The following is a 14,980-nucleotide window of genomic DNA, read 5'->3' as shown; positions in this document are numbered from 1 at the left end:
AGCAGAGCCCTGTTCAGCGCAGGCCGGGGATGAGGGAGACGACCATGTCGATGAGCTTGATGCCGATGAACGGGGCGACGAGGCCGCCGAGTCCGTAGAGGGTGAGGTTGCGCCGGAGCATCTTGTCGGCGCTGGTGGGCCGGTACTGGACGCCCTTGAGGGCGAGCGGGACCAGGGCGATGATGACCAGCGCGTTGAAGATCACCGCGGAGAGGATCGCGGAGTCGGGGGAGTGCAGGCCCATGATGTTGAGCTTGTCGAGGCCCGGGTAGACCGCCGCGAACATGGCCGGGATGATCGCGAAGTACTTCGCGACGTCGTTGGCGATGGAGAAGGTGGTCAGCGCGCCTCGGGTGATCAGCAACTGCTTGCCGATCTCCACGATTTCGATGAGCTTGGTGGGGTTGGAGTCGAGGTCCACCATGTTCCCGGCCTCCTTGGCGGCCGAGGTTCCGGTGTTCATCGCCACGCCCACGTCGGCCTGCGCCAGCGCCGGGGCGTCGTTCGTACCGTCGCCCGTCATCGCGACGAGCTTCCCGCCGGCCTGTTCCCGCTTGATGAGGGCCATCTTGTCCTCGGGGGTGGCCTCGGCGAGGAAGTCGTCGACGCCCGCCTCCTCGGCGATGGCCTTGGCGGTCAGCGGGTTGTCGCCGGTGATCATGATGGTCTTGATGCCCATGCGCCGCAGCTCGTCGAAGCGTTCGCGCATGCCCTCCTTGACCACGTCCTTGAGGTGGATGACACCGAGGACCCGGGCGCCCTTCTCGTCCTCCAGCGCGACGAGCAGCGGGGTGCCGCCGGCGCCGGAGATCTCGTCGACCTTGGCCCGCGCGTCCGGGGCGACCGTACCGCCCTGTTCGCCGACCCAGGCGATGATCGAACCGGCCGCGCCCTTACGGACCTTGCGGCCGTCCACGTCCACGCCCGACATACGGGTCTGCGCGGTGAAGGGGATCCATTCGGCGCCCGCCAGCTCGCCCTGGTGGCGTTCGCGCAGGCCGTACTTCTCCTTCGCGAGGACCACGATCGAGCGGCCCTCGGGGGTCTCGTCGGCCAGCGAGGAGAGCTGGGCGGCGTCGGCCAGTTCGGCGGCGATGGCGCCCGTGACGGGGACGAACTCGGAGGCCTGGCGGTTGCCGAGGGTGATGGTGCCGGTCTTGTCGAGGAGCAGGGTCGAGACGTCGCCGGCCGCTTCCACCGCGCGCCCCGACATGGCCAGGACGTTGCGCTGCACCAGGCGGTCCATGCCCGCGATGCCGATGGCGGAGAGCAGGGCGCCGATGGTGGTCGGGATCAGGCAGACCAGCAGCGCGGTCAGCACGATCATCGACTGCTTGGCGTGCGCGTACATCGCGAAGGGCTGGAGGGTGACGACGGCGAGCAGGAAGACGATCGTCAGCGAGGCGAGCAGGATGTTGAGCGCGATCTCGTTGGGGGTCTTCTGCCGGGCCGCGCCCTCGACCAGGTTGATCATGCGGTCGATGAAGGTCTCGCCGGGCTTCGTCGTGATCTTGATGACGATGCGGTCGGAGAGCACCTTGGTGCCGCCGGTCACGGCCGAGCGGTCGCCGCCCGACTCGCGGATGACCGGGGCCGATTCGCCCGTGATGGCGGACTCGTCCACGGAGGCGACGCCTTCGACGACGTCACCGTCGCCGGGGATGATGTCGCCGGCCTCGCACACGACCAGGTCGCCGATACGGAGATCCGTGCCGGGCACCTGCTCCTCCGCCGAGCCGTTCAGGCGGCGGGCGACGGTGTCGGTCTTGGCCTTGCGCAGGGTCTCGGCCTGGGCCTTGCCGCGGCCCTCCGCGACGGCTTCGGCGAGGTTGGCGAAGATCGTGGTCAGCCACAGCCAGGCGGTGATCGCCCAGCCGAAGAGGCTGCCGGGGTCGGAGATCGCCAGCACGGTGGTCAGTACGGAGCCGATCAGCACCACGAACATGACCGGCGACTTGACCATCACCCGGGGATCGAGCTTGCGCACCGCGTCCGGGAAGGACTTCAGCAGCTGCTTCGGGTCGAAGATGCCGCCGCCGATCTTTGCCTTCTCGGGCTTGTGACCGCTGGGCAGGTCCCCGTGCGGGGCTCGGGTGGGGGTGGCGGTGCTCATGAGGCGAGCCCTTCGGCGAGCGGGCCCAGCGCCAGGGCCGGGAAGTAGGTGAGGCCCGTGACGATGATGATCGTGCCGACGAGCAGGAAGGTGAACAGCGGCTTCTCGGTGCGCAGGGTGCCCGCGGTGGCGGGGACCGGCTGCTGTTCGGCGAGCGAGCCGGCCAGGGCCAGGACGAACACCATGGGCAGGAAGCGGCCGAGCAGCATCGCCAGGCCGGTGGTCGTGTTGAACCACTGGGTGTTGGCGTTCAGGCCCGCGAAGGCCGAGCCGTTGTTGTTGCCGGCCGAGGTGTAGGCGTAGAGGACCTCGGAGAAGCCGTGCGCGCCGCCGTTGGACATCGAGGTGACGGGGGTCGGCAGGGCCATCGCCAGCGCCGTGAAGCCGAGCACGAGGGCCGGGGTGATGAGGATGTAGCAGGCGGCGAACTTGATCTGGCGGGTGCCGATCTTCTTGCCGAGGTACTCGGGGGTGCGGCCGACCATCAGGCCGGCGATGAACACCGCGATGATCGCCATGATCAGCATGCCGTAGAGCCCGGAGCCGACGCCGCCGGGCGCGATCTCGCCGAGCTGCATGCCCAGCATCTGGATGCCGCCGCCCAGTCCCGTGTACGAGGAGTGGAAGGAGTTGACCGCGCCGGTCGAGGTCAGGGTCGTGGCGACCGAGAAGATCGCGGAGGCGCCGATTCCGAAGCGGGCCTCCTTGCCCTCCATCGCACCGCCCGCGGCCTGGAGCGCCGGGCCGTGGTGGCCGAATTCCGTCCACATCATCAGGGCGGTGAAACCGAGCCAGATGGTGACCATCGTGGCGAGGATCGCGTAGCCCTGGCGGACCGAGCCGATCATCCGGCCGAAGGTGCGGGTCAGGGAGAAGGGGACGAGCAGGATCAGGAAGATCTCGAAGAGGTTCGAGAAGGGGGTCGGGTTCTCGAAGGGGTGGGCGGAGTTGGCGTTGAAGTAGCCGCCGCCGTTCGTGCCCAGCTCCTTGATGGCCTCCTGCGAGGCGACCGCCCCGCCGTTCCACTGCTGCTTCGCCCCGAGGAACTGGCCCACCTCGTGGATCCCGGAGAAGTTCTGGATGACCCCGCAGGCCACCAGCACGACGGCGGCGATCAGGGAGAGGGGCAGCAGGATGCGGACGGTGCCGCGCACCAGGTCCGACCAGAAGTTGCCGAGCTCCCCGGTGCGCGAGCGCGCGAAGCCCCGTACGAGGGCCACCGCGACGGCCATGCCCACGGCGGCCGAGAGGAAGTTCTGCACGGCCAGGCCGCCGGTCTGCACGAGCGGCCCCATGGCCTGCTCACCGGCGTACGACTGCCAGTTCGTGTTGGACACGAAGGAGGCGGCCGTGTTGAAGGCCTGGTCCGGCTTGATGGAGACGAAGCCGAGCGAGCCGGGCAGGTGGCCCTGCAGGCGCTGGAGCAGGTAGAGGAAGAGGACGCTCACCGCCGAGAAGGCGAGGACCGAGCGCAGGTACGCCGGCCAGCGCATCTCGGCGTTCGGGTTGGCGCCGACGGCCTTGTAGATCCACTTCTCGGGGGCGTAGTGCTTCTTCGAGGAGTAGACGCGGGCCATGTAATCGCCCAGGGGGCGATAGGCGAGGGCCAGTGCCGCGAGGAGCGCGAGCAGCTGGAGCACCCCGGCGAGGACGGGACTCATCGGCGCTAGAACCTCTCCGGGAAGACGAGGGCGACGACGAGGTACCCCAGCAGGGCGACGGCGACCAGCAGGCCGACGACGTTTTCGGCGTTCACAGCGTTTCTCCGAGCAGGCTCTGGCCTTCAGGCCGGGGAGGGAGGGGCCCTTGGGGCGTGGACGCGGAGCGCCGGAGCTCGGTTCGCATCTGATCTGACCTGTGCTTTCGGCTGTTGTCAGTGGGCGGGGCTAGGTTGTCGGGATGGTGATGACACCGATGGCGGGAGATGCCCGGTATGCCCGGTGGGCGTTCCGTCTGCGTGTGTCTTCCACCGCGGTCGCTCGGCTCCTTGCGGAGTGGGACCGGTGCCGGTGGGTGTGGAATGAGTGCTGCGCGAAATCGAAGCTGACGAATGCTTGGAACAAGGCTCGGCCCGAGGCGGCGGACAAGCAGACTTGCGGCCCGGGGCAGCTCGACAAGATGCTGACTGAGGCCCGGAACAGGATGGCCTGGTTGCGGGACGGGTCCTCGGTTGTGCAGCAGCAGGTGATCCGGGATTTCGGGAAGTCCCGCGCCAAGGCGCAGAAGGACATCAACGACCGGATGCCGATGCGGCGGCGGGCCGGTATGCCGAGGTGGAAGAGGAAGCGGGAAGCGCTGCCGTCCCTCAACTACACCAAGCGCGGTTTCCGGTTGAAGGATGGCCGCCTGTACCTGGCGGGCGGGATCGCCCTGACGGTGGTGTGGTCGCGGAACCTTCCGGCCGATCCGTCCAGCGTGCGCGTGTATCAGGACGGTCTCGGGCACTGGTACTGCTCGTTCGTGGTCCCCGCCGAGGTCGAGCCGCTGCCTGAGACCGGTCGTGTGATCGGTATCGACTGGGGCGTGAAGGAGACCGCGACCACCACCAGCGACGACCACGACCTCCCGCATGCCGAGCACGGCAAGAAGGCCGCCACCGGCCTCGCGCGCTATCAGCGGATGATGGCCCGCCGGAAACCGGCGAAGGGCAAGCCCGGGTCGAAGGGGTATCAGCGGGCGAAGAGGCTGGCGGCGAAGCTGCACAAGAAGGTGGCCCGGCAACGCGAGGACACCGGCCGCAAGTGGGCCAATGCTGTCGTCCGCGACCACGATGCTCTGGCCATTGAGGACTTCCGCCCGAAGTTCCTCGCCAAGTCCACCATGGCCCGCAAGGCGGCTGATGCGGCGATCTCCGCGACGAAGGCGGATCTGGTCAAGATGGCATGGAAGCACGGCCGGGCCGTGTTCCTGGTCAACCCCGCGCACACCACGATGGACTGTGCGCAGTGCGGAGCGAGAACCAAGCACGTGCTGCCTCTCTCGGAACGAACGTATGCCTGCACCGTGTGCGGAGCCGTGTCCCCCAGGGACAAGAACTCCGCCCGCGTGATGCTGGTCCGGGCTGGTCTCAACCCGGCTGGTGCTGAGGGCGTAAGACCACCTGGGGCGCTGCCCCAAGCGGCTGCCTGAGCCAGAGATCCCCGATCGACCCTGGAGAGCGAGGAATCCCCTGCTCTTCAGGGAAGGGAGGGGAGGATTCAAAGCTTGGCCACTCCCTTGGCGACGAGTACCACCAGCGCGAAGACCGCGATCGTGATGACGACGAAGGCCAGATCGGCCATCGTGAGCTCCCGGAGGGTTCGAGGGCGGGCGTTTTTCGGACACCTCTGAGTGGAACGCCTTTTCGGCTCCTCACAGGCTTCCTTGACGGGGCCCATACGCCCGGTGGCGCGGCCTTGACGGGTCCCTAACGCGGGTGGGCACGGCGTGCGCTCAGGCTAAGCCGGTGTGCGCCGATATGCCTGGTATCCGGCTATTCGTGCACCATGGGTGGACGATCGAATTCCGAATTGTGGAAATGTAGTTCCGGTATGCGGTATCCGCGTTATGCTCCGGGCGTCCGCACGCGCACAGCGCACCCCTGCCAGGAGGAATGCCATGTCCGAGGCCCGTACCGAGACCCGTGTCGCCCTGATCACCGGCTCCTCCTCCGGCATCGGCGCCGGCATCGCCCGCCGGCTGGCCGCGGCCGGCATCCGCCTGGTCCTGAACTCGGCGCGCAGCGAGAGCGCGGGCAAGGCGCTCGCCGCCGAACTGCCCGACGCGGTCTACGTGCGGGGCGACGTCGCGGACGCCGACGACGCGCGGCGGATCGTCCGGACGGCGATCGACACCTACGGACGCCTCGACATCCTGGTCAACAACGCGGGCGTCACCCGGTTCATCCCCCTGGCCGACCTGGACGCGGCCGACGCCGACGCCTGGCGCGAGATCTTCGAGGTCAACGTCATCGGCACCTGGCAGATGATCACCGCCGCCACTCCCCACCTCCGGGACTCCGGCGCGGCCTCGATCATCAACGTCTCCTCGGTCTCCGCGACCCGCGCGCTGGGCAGCTCGATTCCCTACGCCGTCAGCAAGGCCGCGGTGAACCACATGACCCGGCTGCTGGCCTCCCAGCTCGGACCGGCCGTCCGGGTGAACGCGATCGCGCCCGGCCTGATCGACACCCCCTGGTACGAGGGCGAGGACCAGGTCTGGGAGAGCTCGCGGGAGTGGATCACCGAGAACACCCCGCTGCGCCGCGTGGGCACCCCCGAGGACGTGGCCGAGGCCGCGCTCTACCTGGTCGACGCCGCCTACACGACCGGCGACGTGCTCACCGTCGACGGCGGCCGGCACGTCGTGTGAGGCCGCCCCGGTCCGGCGCCCCCGCCATCCCCACGGGATTCCACATCGTGGACAACTACCCTCGGAATATGAACGCAGAAGCCGACGCACGCGACGCCGCCGCACTCGCCCTCTCCGCAAAGGCCACGGTGAAGGCCGACGACCGCAGTCACGTCTTCCACTCCTGGTCGGCCCAAGAGCTCATCGACCCGCTGGCCGTGGCCGGTGCCGAGGGTTCCTACTTCTGGGACTACGACGGCAACCGCTTCCTCGACTTCTCCAGCGCCCTCGTCTACACGAACATCGGCTACCAGCACCCGAAGGTGGCCGCGGCCATCGCGGAGCAGGCCGGCAAGCTCTGCACCGTCGCGCCCGGCTTCGCCGTCGACGTGCGCTCCGAGGCCGCCCGGCTGATCGCCGAGCGCACCCCGGGCGACCTCGACAAGATCTTCTTCACCAACGCGGGTGCCGAGGCCGTGGAGAACGCGGTCCGGATGGCCCGGGTGCACACCGGCCGCGCCAAGGTGCTCTCCGCCTACCGCTCGTACCACGGCGCCACCTCCACCGCGATCAACCTCACCGGGGACGGGCGCCGCTTCGGCAACGACACCGCCACCGCCGGCGTCGTGCACTTCTGGGGCCCCTTCGCCTACCGCTCGCCCTTCTACGCGGCCACCCCCGCCGAGGAGTGCGAGCGCGCGCTGCGCCACCTCGAGGACACCATCGTGTTCGAGGGCCCGCGGTCCATCGCCGCGATCATCCTGGAGACCGTCGGCGGCGCTCCCGGCGTGCTCGTGCACCCCGACGGCTACCTGGCCGGGGTCCGCGCGCTCTGCGACCGCTTCGGCATCGTCTTCATCCTCGACGAGATCATGGTCGGCTTCGGCCGCACCGGTAAGTGGTTCGCCTCCGAGCACTGGGACGTCACCCCCGACCTCATCTGCTTCGCCAAGGGCGTCACCAGCGGCTACGTCCCCCTCGGCGGGGTCGCCATCTCGGCCGCCATCGCCGAGACCTTCGCCCGCCAGCCCTACCCGGGCGGGCTGACGTACTCCGGGCACGTGCTGGCCTGCGCCGCCGCCGTCGCGACGATCAACGTCATGGAGGAGGAGGGCACCGTGGAGCAGTCCGCCCGCACCGGCGCGGAGCTGCTCGGGCCGGGGCTCGCCGCCATCGCGGAGCGCCACCCGTCCGTCGGGGAGGTGCGCGGGCTGGGCACGTTCTGGGCCCTGGAGCTCGTACGGAACGAGGAGACGCGCGAGCCGCTGGTCCCGTACAACGCCGCCGGCGCGGACAACGCGCCGATGGCCGAGTTCGGTGCGGCCCTGAAGAAGGCCGGACTGTGGCCGCTGCTCGCCGGGAACCGCATCCACGTCGCGCCGCCCTGCAACGTGTCGGCCGAGGATGTGGAGAAGGGCCTGCGGATCATCGACGAGGCCCTGACGGTGGCCGACGCGCACACGGTCTGACCTGCGCAGATCGTACGGTTGCCCAAGCTGTGGGTGCCTGTTCTCGGAGGATCCGCTCCCTTACGAACGGCATGGAGACGTGCTGGAATCAACAGGCACCTACGGACCGGGATGCACGTCAGTCCCGGGGCGGTCCACGTCTTTCTGAGATCTGTGATTTCCGAGACGCATGACCGAACGGCGGGGGGCGGGCTGCGCGTCCGCCGGACGCCGGGCGTACGGGATCCAGACAACCGGACTCCGTGTTCCCGAGTACCCGAAGGAAGACAGCGCATGAGCAAGCACATCCTCGCCCAGAACCAGTACGGCAAGGCCGAGAACCGCATCGTCAAGGTCACCCGCAAGGGCAGCGACGGTTCCTGGCACGAGATCCGCGACCTCAACGTCTCCGTCGCGCTGCGCGGCGAGTTCCGCGACGTCCACCTCACCGGTGACAACGCCAACTGCCTCCCCACGGACACCACCAAGAACACGGTGTACGCCTTCTCCAAGGAGCACGGCGTCGCCTCCCCCGAGGCCTTCGGCATCCTGCTCGCCAAGCACTTCGTCTCCTCCCAGGCCCCGATCCGCGAGGCGCAGATCCGCGTCGAGGAGTACGCCTGGGAGCGGATCCCGGTCCCGACGCGCAAGGAGCAGCACTCCTTCGCCCTCAAGGGCACCGAGGTGCGCACCGCGCAGATCACGTACAGCGAGACCACCGGTCTCCAGGTGATCTCGGGTCTGAAGGACCTGACCGTGATGAACTCGACCAACTCCGAGTTCCACGGCTTCATCAAGGACAAGTACACGACGCTGCAGGAGGCGTACGACCGCATCCTGGCGACCAAGGTCACCGCGCGCTGGGCGCACTCGGCGCTCGCCGCCGACGACGCCGAGTACGACTGGGACCAGTCGTACAAGAAGGTCCGCAAGAACATGCTGGAAGCCTTCGCGGAGACCTACTCGTACTCCCTGCAGCAGACCCTGAACCAGATGGCCGAGCGCGTGCTCGACAACTGCCCCAAGGTCAACGAGGTGCGCCTCAACCTCCCCAACAAGCACCACTTCCTCGTCGACCTGGAGCCCTTCGGCCTCAAGAACGACAACGAGGTCTACTTCGCGGCAGACCGTCCGTACGGCCTCATCGAGGGCACCGTGCACCGCGACGGCGTGCAGCCGGTGATCGCGACGAGCGACTGGATCGTGGCCTGACGGCCGCTCCGCACCCACGGTGGTTCGGCCCGGACCGCGTCGCGGGGTCCGGGCCGTTCCGCGTCCTCACGCGGAAGCGCCCTCCGGGGACTCGCCCTCCGGGGACTCGCCCTCCGTGGCCTCCTCCAGCTGCCCCACGAGCAGGTTCCAGCGTCCGGAGCGCCCCGTGAGCGCCGTCACGGACTCCGGCCGTACGTCGAGCCGCCAGAAGGCCGCCGGGGGCAGTTCCAGGGCCCACACCACGGCCGCCCGTACGACGCCCTGCCCGACCACCGCCCGGTGCGTCCCCGGCGCCAGGGCGCCCAGGTGCGCGCCGACCCGCGCGATCAGGGCCTCCACCGACTCCCCGCCGCCCGGAGGCGCGTACGCGGTGTCGGTCATCCACCGCCGCAGCCCCTCGGGGTCCTCCGCGGCCACGTCGTCCATGGCCCGGCCGGCCCAGGCGCCGTGATCCTGCCCGCTCAGCCCCTCGTGCCCCGGGCAGGGGTCCCCGTAGGGGAAGCGGCGGCGGCGGCCCGCCTCGTCCAGCGGGGGGTTCACGAGCCGGACTCGTACGATGGTGGGGTGCACCGTCCGATTGTCCGGGGGGTTCGCACCGCGTTCAACCACCGGCCATCTGCCGAGCGTGCGCATGACCATCAACCCGGCGAGCGTCTTTCCTTCAGGGCAAAACCCTTGCAAAGGAAGAACATTGACCATGCGTTCGGCTGTCCGCGCCTCCGCCCGTGCCTCCGTCCTCGTGCTCTGCACGGCACTCGCCGCGTCCGTCGCGCTCCCGGCGCAAGCCCTCTCGATCAGCAGCGTCCGGCCCCAGGCCGAGACCGCGCCGCTGTTCGACGACGAGGCCGGCGGCGACGCCAACGCGGACGACCCGTCGATCTGGCGCAACGCCGCCGATCCGGGCCGCAGCCTGGTGATCGCGACCGCCAAGCAGGGCGGCTTGCGGGTCTACGACCTGGAGGCCCGGCAGGTGCAGTCGCTGCCCGCCCCGGCCGGACCGGGCGCCGACGACGCTCCCGGCCGCTTCAACAACGTAGACCTGGTCCACGGCCTGCGGCTGGGCGGCGGGCGCGCCGATGTCGCGGTGGTCAGCGACCGGGGCAACGACCGCCTGCGGATCTACCGGATCGACCGGAACCGGCCCGGCGGCCCGCTCACCGACGTCACCGACCCGGCGGCGCGACCGGTCTTCTCCGCCGACCAGGCCGAGATCAACGAGCAGAAGACCGCCTACGGCCTGGCCACCTGGACGGACCGGAAGACCGGCCGGTCCTACGCGGTGGTCAGTCAGCGCAACCGCACCCGGATCGCCCTGCTGGAGCTGGTCGCCACCCCCGCCGGCACGGTCGGCTACCGGCAGGTGCGCACGCTCGACCTGCCGTCCTCCTTCCGCCTGCCGAACGGCGCCGCCTGGAAGCCCTGCGCCGAGCCGGGCGAGCTGCCGCAGGTCGAGGGCATGGTCGTCGACCCCGCGGACGGCACCCTGTACGCGGGGCAGGAGGACGTCGGCATCTGGCGCATCGACGCGGGCCTGACCGGCACGCCGAAGCTGATCGACAAGGTGCGTGAGTACGGAGTCCCCGGCACCTACGACGCGCAGACCGAGGAGTGCGCGCCCGGCGCCGATCCCGGCTACGGCGGCAAGCGCCTGAAGGGCGACGTCGAGGGCCTGACCCTGATCACCGAAGCCGGCGGTGACGGCTACCTGCTCGCCTCCAGCCAGGGCGACGACACCTTCGTCGCCTACGACCGCGAGCGCGAGGACCGCAACGAGTTCGAGGGTGCCTTCCGGATCACGGCGGCCTCCGCCACCCTCGACGGCTCCGAGGTCTGCGACGGCGCCGCCGCCCTCAACGCGCCCCTCGGCAGGCGCTACCCCCGCGGCCTGCTCGTCGTCCAGGACGGCCGGGAAACCCCCGGCGACGGCGACCGCGAGGCGACCGGCTTCAAGTTCGTCGACCTCGGCGACGTGGTCGACGCCATCGGCTGAGGCGGAGCCCTCCTGAGACGCCCCTGTAAGGCCGCCATAAAGAGCGGTACGGTAGCGGACGACAAGACGACGGTATGACGGAAGTCCGGTTGAAAATCCGGCACGGTCGCGCCACTGTGAATCCTCCCCGAGGGGGAGGAAAGTCAGACCCGCCACCGTCGTCGCAAGCACCACTGACCGGGACGCGTGTTCCCTCTGGAGGTTCCTGCCATGGCCGACTCCGCCGTGCCCACGACTGCCGCCCCGCTGGCTGTCGCACCCATCTCGCTTTCCGCCCTGGCCCCTTGGGCGCTGTTCGTCGGCGTCCTGATGCTGGTCCTGCTCTACCTCGTCGGCGCCGAGCAGGGCGCCACCGCGATCTTCGAAGGCGACACCATCCACGAGTGGATGCACGACGGTCGCCACCTCCTCGGCTTCCCCTGCCACTGATCCACCGATCCGCAAGGGACCGATAACTCCATGAACACCATTTCCCCCCGCGCGCTCCTCGTCCGGGGCATGCTCGCCGGCGTGCTGGCGGGCGTAGCCGCGTTCCTCGTCGCGTACCTCCTGGGCGAGTCCCAGGTCGACGCGGCGATCGCCATCGAGGAAGCCGGATCCCACGATCACGGCGACGCCGAGGCGGCCCCGGTCAGCCGGGCCCTGCAGGCCACGGCCGGTCTGGGCACCGGAACCCTGCTCTACGGCATCGCGCTCGGCGGCATCGCCGCGCTCGTCTACTGCTACGCCCTGGGCCGGATCGGCCGCTTCGGCCCCCGGGCCACGGCGCTGCTGGTGTCCGGCGGTCTGTTCGTCACCGTCTCCCTGGTGCCGTTCTTCAAGTACCCGGCCAACCCGCCGGCCGTCGGAGACCCCGAGACCACGGTCCAGCGGACCACCCTCTACGTCCTGATGCTCGCACTCGGCCTGCTGCTCGCGGCGGCCGCGCTGATCCTGGGGCGGCGCCTCGCGCCGCGCCTGGGCAACTGGAACGCCTCGGTCGTCGCCGCGCTCGCCTTCGTGGTGGCCGTCGGCATCGCCTACGCGCTGCTGCCGGGCATCAACGAGGTGCCGAAGGGCTTCCCGGCGGCGCTCGTCTGGCAGTTCCGGCTCGCCTCGCTCGCCATTCAGGCCGCGATGTGGACCACTTTCGGCCTGGCTTTCGGATTTCTTGCCGAACGGGCCCTTGCCCCCGCCCTCACTCCCAAGGAGGCTGTACAGCCTGCGAGTTGACGTCTTGCGTGCGAGTGACTGAAAGGCTGGTGACGGCGCGGTGACGACGGCGACCCGAGAGCTCGGGGACCACCGAAGACCCAAGGGCCGCCGTGAGGGGCCGCGACGTCCCCACCTGCCGCACCTGCTCCGCCTGCTCCGCCTGCCTCGGCTGCCGACCCGGCAGCAGTGGCAGGGTGTGCGGGAGTGGCGGGGCTGGACGGGCGCCGCCCCGTTCTGGCTCAACGCGCTGCTCCTGCTGCTGACCCCGTTCACCAGCGTCACCCTGCTCGCGCAGGTCGGCATCATCGCGGGCCTGACCGCCATCGGCGGCCTGGCCCGCCACCTCTGGTCGGGTGACTACGGCCATGCGGCCATCCACTGCGCCGCCGTACTCATGGGTGCGGCGGCGGTGACGGTCGTGGTGGTCTGACGGGACGGGACGGGACGCGACGGGGTCGTGCGGCGCGGGGTCGTGCGGGACGGCGCGGGACGAGGCGGGCGGTCCGGGGGTTATCCCCCCGGGCGACTGTCCCGGCTGCCGGATGTGGCGGTACGGGACGTTCAACCATCCTCGTTTCATGACCACTTACCGCACCAAGGCCGTACTCGCGGCCCTCTGTGCCACGGCCGTCGCGGCCACGCTGACCGGCGCCGGCACCGCCGGCGCAGCGGCCCCCGCCGCCACCCGGGCCGCCCCGCCGGCCCGGCCCGCGCTGGCCTGGGCGCAGTGCACGCACAAGGACCACCTCGAAGGCCAGCAGTGCGCCAAGCTGTCCGTCCCCCTCGACTACGCCGACCCGGCCGGTCCGCGGGTGGACCTCGCCGTGTCCCGGCTGCCCAGCACCCGTCCCGCCGCCCGGCGCGGGACCCTGGTCGTGGTGCCCGGCGGCCCCGGCGGCTCGGGCGTGCAGCGGCTCTCGCAGAAGGGAGCCGCGCTGGCGGGGCAGTTGGCCGGCGCCTACGACCTCGTCGCGCTCGACCCGCGCGGTGTCGGCGGCAGCGTCACCGCCGCGTGCGGACTGGACGCGGCCGACCGGCACATGACGACCTTGCGCTCCTGGCCCGGCGCCGACGGGGGGATCGCGGAGAACGCCGACCGCTCCCGCCGGGTGGCCGAGGCCTGCGCCGCGAACGGCGGCGCGGAGCTGCGCGGTTTCACCACCGCCAACCAGGCGCGCGACATGGACCGCTTCCGGGAGGCCCTCGGCGAGCGCAAGCTCTCGGTCTGGGCCGTCTCCTACGGGACCTACGTGACGGCGGTGTACGCGCAGAGGTTCCCGCACCGCACCGACCGCCTGGTGCTGGACAGCAGCGGTGACCCCGATCCGACGCGGGTCGAGCGGGGCTGGCTCGCGAACATGGCGCGGGGCGCGGAGGACCGCTTCCCCGACTTCGCGGCCTGGGCGGCGGACCCGGCGCGGGCGGCGCAGGGGCTGCGGCTCGCCGAACACCCGGACAGCGTACGCCCGTTGTTCCTGGCGCTGGCCGAGGAACTGGACCGTTCCCCGAAGCCCTCGAACGTGCCCGGCCTGCCGCTGACCGGCACGATGCTGCGCCAGGCCATGCAGCTCGCCCTGTACGGCGACGCCCAGTTCCCCGGTTTCGCCCGCCTGGTCCGTGCGGCCCAGAACCCCAAGGCGGTCCCGGAGCTGCCCCAGGAGCTCGCCGGGGTGCTGTCCGACTCGGACGCGGCGCTGATGGTGGGGGTCATCTGCAACGACGTGGCCTGGCCGAAGGACGTCTCCGGCTATGAGCGGGCGGTGGCCGCGGACCGGGTCGCGCACCCCCTGACGGCCGGCATGCCGGCGAACATCACCCCGTGCGCCTTCTGGAAGGACGCCCCCGCCGAACGCCCCGCCCGGATCACCGACCGGGGTCCCTCGAACATCCTGATGGTCCAGAACCTCCGCGACCCGGCGACCCCGTACGCCGGCTCGCTGAAGATGCGCGAGGCCCTCGGCTCGCGGGCCCGGCTGCTCACCGTCGACCACGGCGGCCACGGGGTCTACCTGGGCAACGGCAACGCCTGCTCCGACCACACGGTCACCGCGTACCTCACGACGGGGGAGCGTCCCCTGCGGGACTCGGTGTGCCCGTCCTGAAGATCCGGTCCAGGTGGTGGCTCAGGACCGCGACGGCCGACTCGGGGCCGCGCTGGCCGACCAGGATGCTGGTGCCCATGGTCGCGGCCATGGCCAGCAGGCTGATCGCCTCGATGCGCGCGTCGACGTCCGGGTCGGCCAGGCCGGCTTCCTGGGCCTGGCCGATCAGCCCGGCCACCGCGTTCTCGGCGGCGTCGGGGTTGTCGATGAAGGGCTGGGCGGCGAGGGCCTCGTCGGTCACGGACAGGATCGAGTAGGAGCTGTAGAGCAGGTGGAAGGTGCGGCCGTCCTCGTCGGTCGGCAGGGAGGCCAGCAGCAGCGCCTCGATCGTGGCGCGCGGGCCGGGCGCGGGGCCGGCGGCGGCCAGGCGGGCGCCGACCCGGGCGGTGAAGCGGTCGGTCAGGTGCTGGAGCCCGTAGAAGAGCAGCTTCTCCTTGGTCTGGAAGTAGTACTGGACCAGGCGCAGGGAGACTCCGGCCTCGGCGGCCACGTCGCGCATGCCGACCGCGTGCAGCCCGCGCCGGCCGGCGACGCGGATGAGTGCCTCGGCGATCTGGGTGCGGCGTTCCTCGTGGTCCACGCGTTTCGGCAT

General features: G+C 70.5%; 14 protein-coding genes. 9 read left to right on the top strand and 5 right to left on the bottom strand.

What is annotated here, in order from left to right; all coding sequences use genetic code 11:
- Positions 1-13: 13 nt before the first annotated feature.
- The 3 genes from kdpB to kdpF are packed head-to-tail and all read right to left on the bottom strand — an operon-like array spanning position 14 to position 3,869.
- Positions 14-2,113, bottom strand: a complete 2,100-nt coding sequence (gene kdpB / locus OG730_RS20150; protein WP_327305536.1) for a potassium-transporting ATPase subunit KdpB — start codon at positions 2,111-2,113, stop codon at positions 14-16.
- Positions 2,110-3,774 (bottom strand): potassium-transporting ATPase subunit KdpA, encoded by a 1,665-nt coding sequence (gene kdpA / locus OG730_RS20145; protein ID WP_327305535.1) that lies wholly within the window; start codon positions 3,772-3,774, stop codon positions 2,110-2,112. The genes kdpB and kdpA overlap by 4 nt, the downstream gene beginning before the upstream one ends.
- 5 nt (positions 3,775-3,779) lie before the next feature.
- A complete protein-coding gene (kdpF, locus tag OG730_RS20140) occupies positions 3,780-3,869 on the bottom strand; it encodes a K(+)-transporting ATPase subunit F (RefSeq protein ID WP_215024204.1) in 90 nt (29 codons plus the stop codon).
- Positions 3,870-4,012: 143 nt separating this feature from the next.
- Between kdpF and OG730_RS20135 the strand changes: the two genes are divergently transcribed.
- The 4 genes from OG730_RS20135 to pucL all read left to right on the top strand — a co-directional run bounded on the left by OG730_RS20135 (position 4,013) and on the right by pucL (position 9,102).
- Positions 4,013-5,242: an RNA-guided endonuclease InsQ/TnpB family protein gene (locus tag OG730_RS20135; protein WP_327305534.1), complete on the top strand. Its 1,230-nt coding sequence runs from the start codon at positions 4,013-4,015 to the stop codon at positions 5,240-5,242.
- A gap of 468 nt (positions 5,243-5,710) precedes the next feature.
- Entirely contained in the window at positions 5,711-6,463 is a 753-nt protein-coding gene (locus OG730_RS20130) for an SDR family NAD(P)-dependent oxidoreductase (RefSeq protein ID WP_327305533.1), read from the top strand.
- Positions 6,464-6,531: 68 nt separating this feature from the next.
- Positions 6,532-7,911 (top strand): aspartate aminotransferase family protein, encoded by a 1,380-nt coding sequence (locus OG730_RS20125; RefSeq protein ID WP_327305532.1) that lies wholly within the window; start codon positions 6,532-6,534, stop codon positions 7,909-7,911.
- 273 nt (positions 7,912-8,184) lie between these two features.
- Positions 8,185-9,102, top strand: coding sequence for a factor-independent urate hydroxylase (gene pucL, locus OG730_RS20120; RefSeq protein ID WP_327305531.1), 918 nt, complete (start codon positions 8,185-8,187; stop codon positions 9,100-9,102).
- Positions 9,103-9,168: 66 nt separating this feature from the next.
- Here the strand turns inward: pucL and OG730_RS20115 are convergent, their stop codons facing one another.
- Positions 9,169-9,672 carry a histidine phosphatase family protein gene (locus tag OG730_RS20115; protein ID WP_327305530.1) on the bottom strand — a complete coding sequence of 168 codons (504 nt, stop codon included), beginning with the start codon at positions 9,670-9,672 and terminating at the stop codon, positions 9,169-9,171.
- A 127-nt stretch (positions 9,673-9,799) separates the two neighbouring features.
- Between OG730_RS20115 and OG730_RS20110 the strand changes: the two genes are divergently transcribed.
- The 5 genes from OG730_RS20110 to OG730_RS20090 all read left to right on the top strand — a co-directional run bounded on the left by OG730_RS20110 (position 9,800) and on the right by OG730_RS20090 (position 14,388).
- On the top strand, positions 9,800-11,092 hold the full coding sequence (locus tag OG730_RS20110) for a phytase (RefSeq protein WP_327305529.1): 1,293 nt from the start codon (positions 9,800-9,802) through the stop codon (positions 11,090-11,092).
- 210 nt (positions 11,093-11,302) lie between these two features.
- Positions 11,303-11,521, top strand: coding sequence for a CbtB domain-containing protein (locus tag OG730_RS20105; protein WP_327305528.1), 219 nt, complete (start codon positions 11,303-11,305; stop codon positions 11,519-11,521).
- A 30-nt stretch (positions 11,522-11,551) separates the two neighbouring features.
- Positions 11,552-12,304, top strand: coding sequence for a CbtA family protein (locus OG730_RS20100; protein ID WP_327305527.1), 753 nt, complete (start codon positions 11,552-11,554; stop codon positions 12,302-12,304).
- A 40-nt stretch (positions 12,305-12,344) separates the two neighbouring features.
- Positions 12,345-12,716: a hypothetical protein gene (locus tag OG730_RS20095; protein ID WP_327305526.1), complete on the top strand. Its 372-nt coding sequence runs from the start codon at positions 12,345-12,347 to the stop codon at positions 12,714-12,716.
- 148 nt (positions 12,717-12,864) lie between these two features.
- Positions 12,865-14,388, top strand: coding sequence for an alpha/beta hydrolase (locus OG730_RS20090; RefSeq protein WP_327305525.1), 1,524 nt, complete (start codon positions 12,865-12,867; stop codon positions 14,386-14,388).
- Here OG730_RS20090 and OG730_RS20085 read toward each other — a convergent pair.
- Positions 14,342-14,980, bottom strand: a complete 639-nt coding sequence (locus OG730_RS20085) for a TetR/AcrR family transcriptional regulator (protein WP_327305524.1) — start codon at positions 14,978-14,980, stop codon at positions 14,342-14,344. The two genes, OG730_RS20090 and OG730_RS20085, sit on opposite strands and share 47 nt — an antisense overlap.

The sequence above is a fragment of the Streptomyces sp. NBC_01298 genome (assembly GCF_035978755.1).
Taxonomy (GTDB): domain Bacteria; phylum Actinomycetota; class Actinomycetes; order Streptomycetales; family Streptomycetaceae; genus Streptomyces.
The sequence above is the reverse complement of the archived record's forward strand: the minus strand, read 5'-3'. Positions and strand labels throughout refer to the sequence as shown.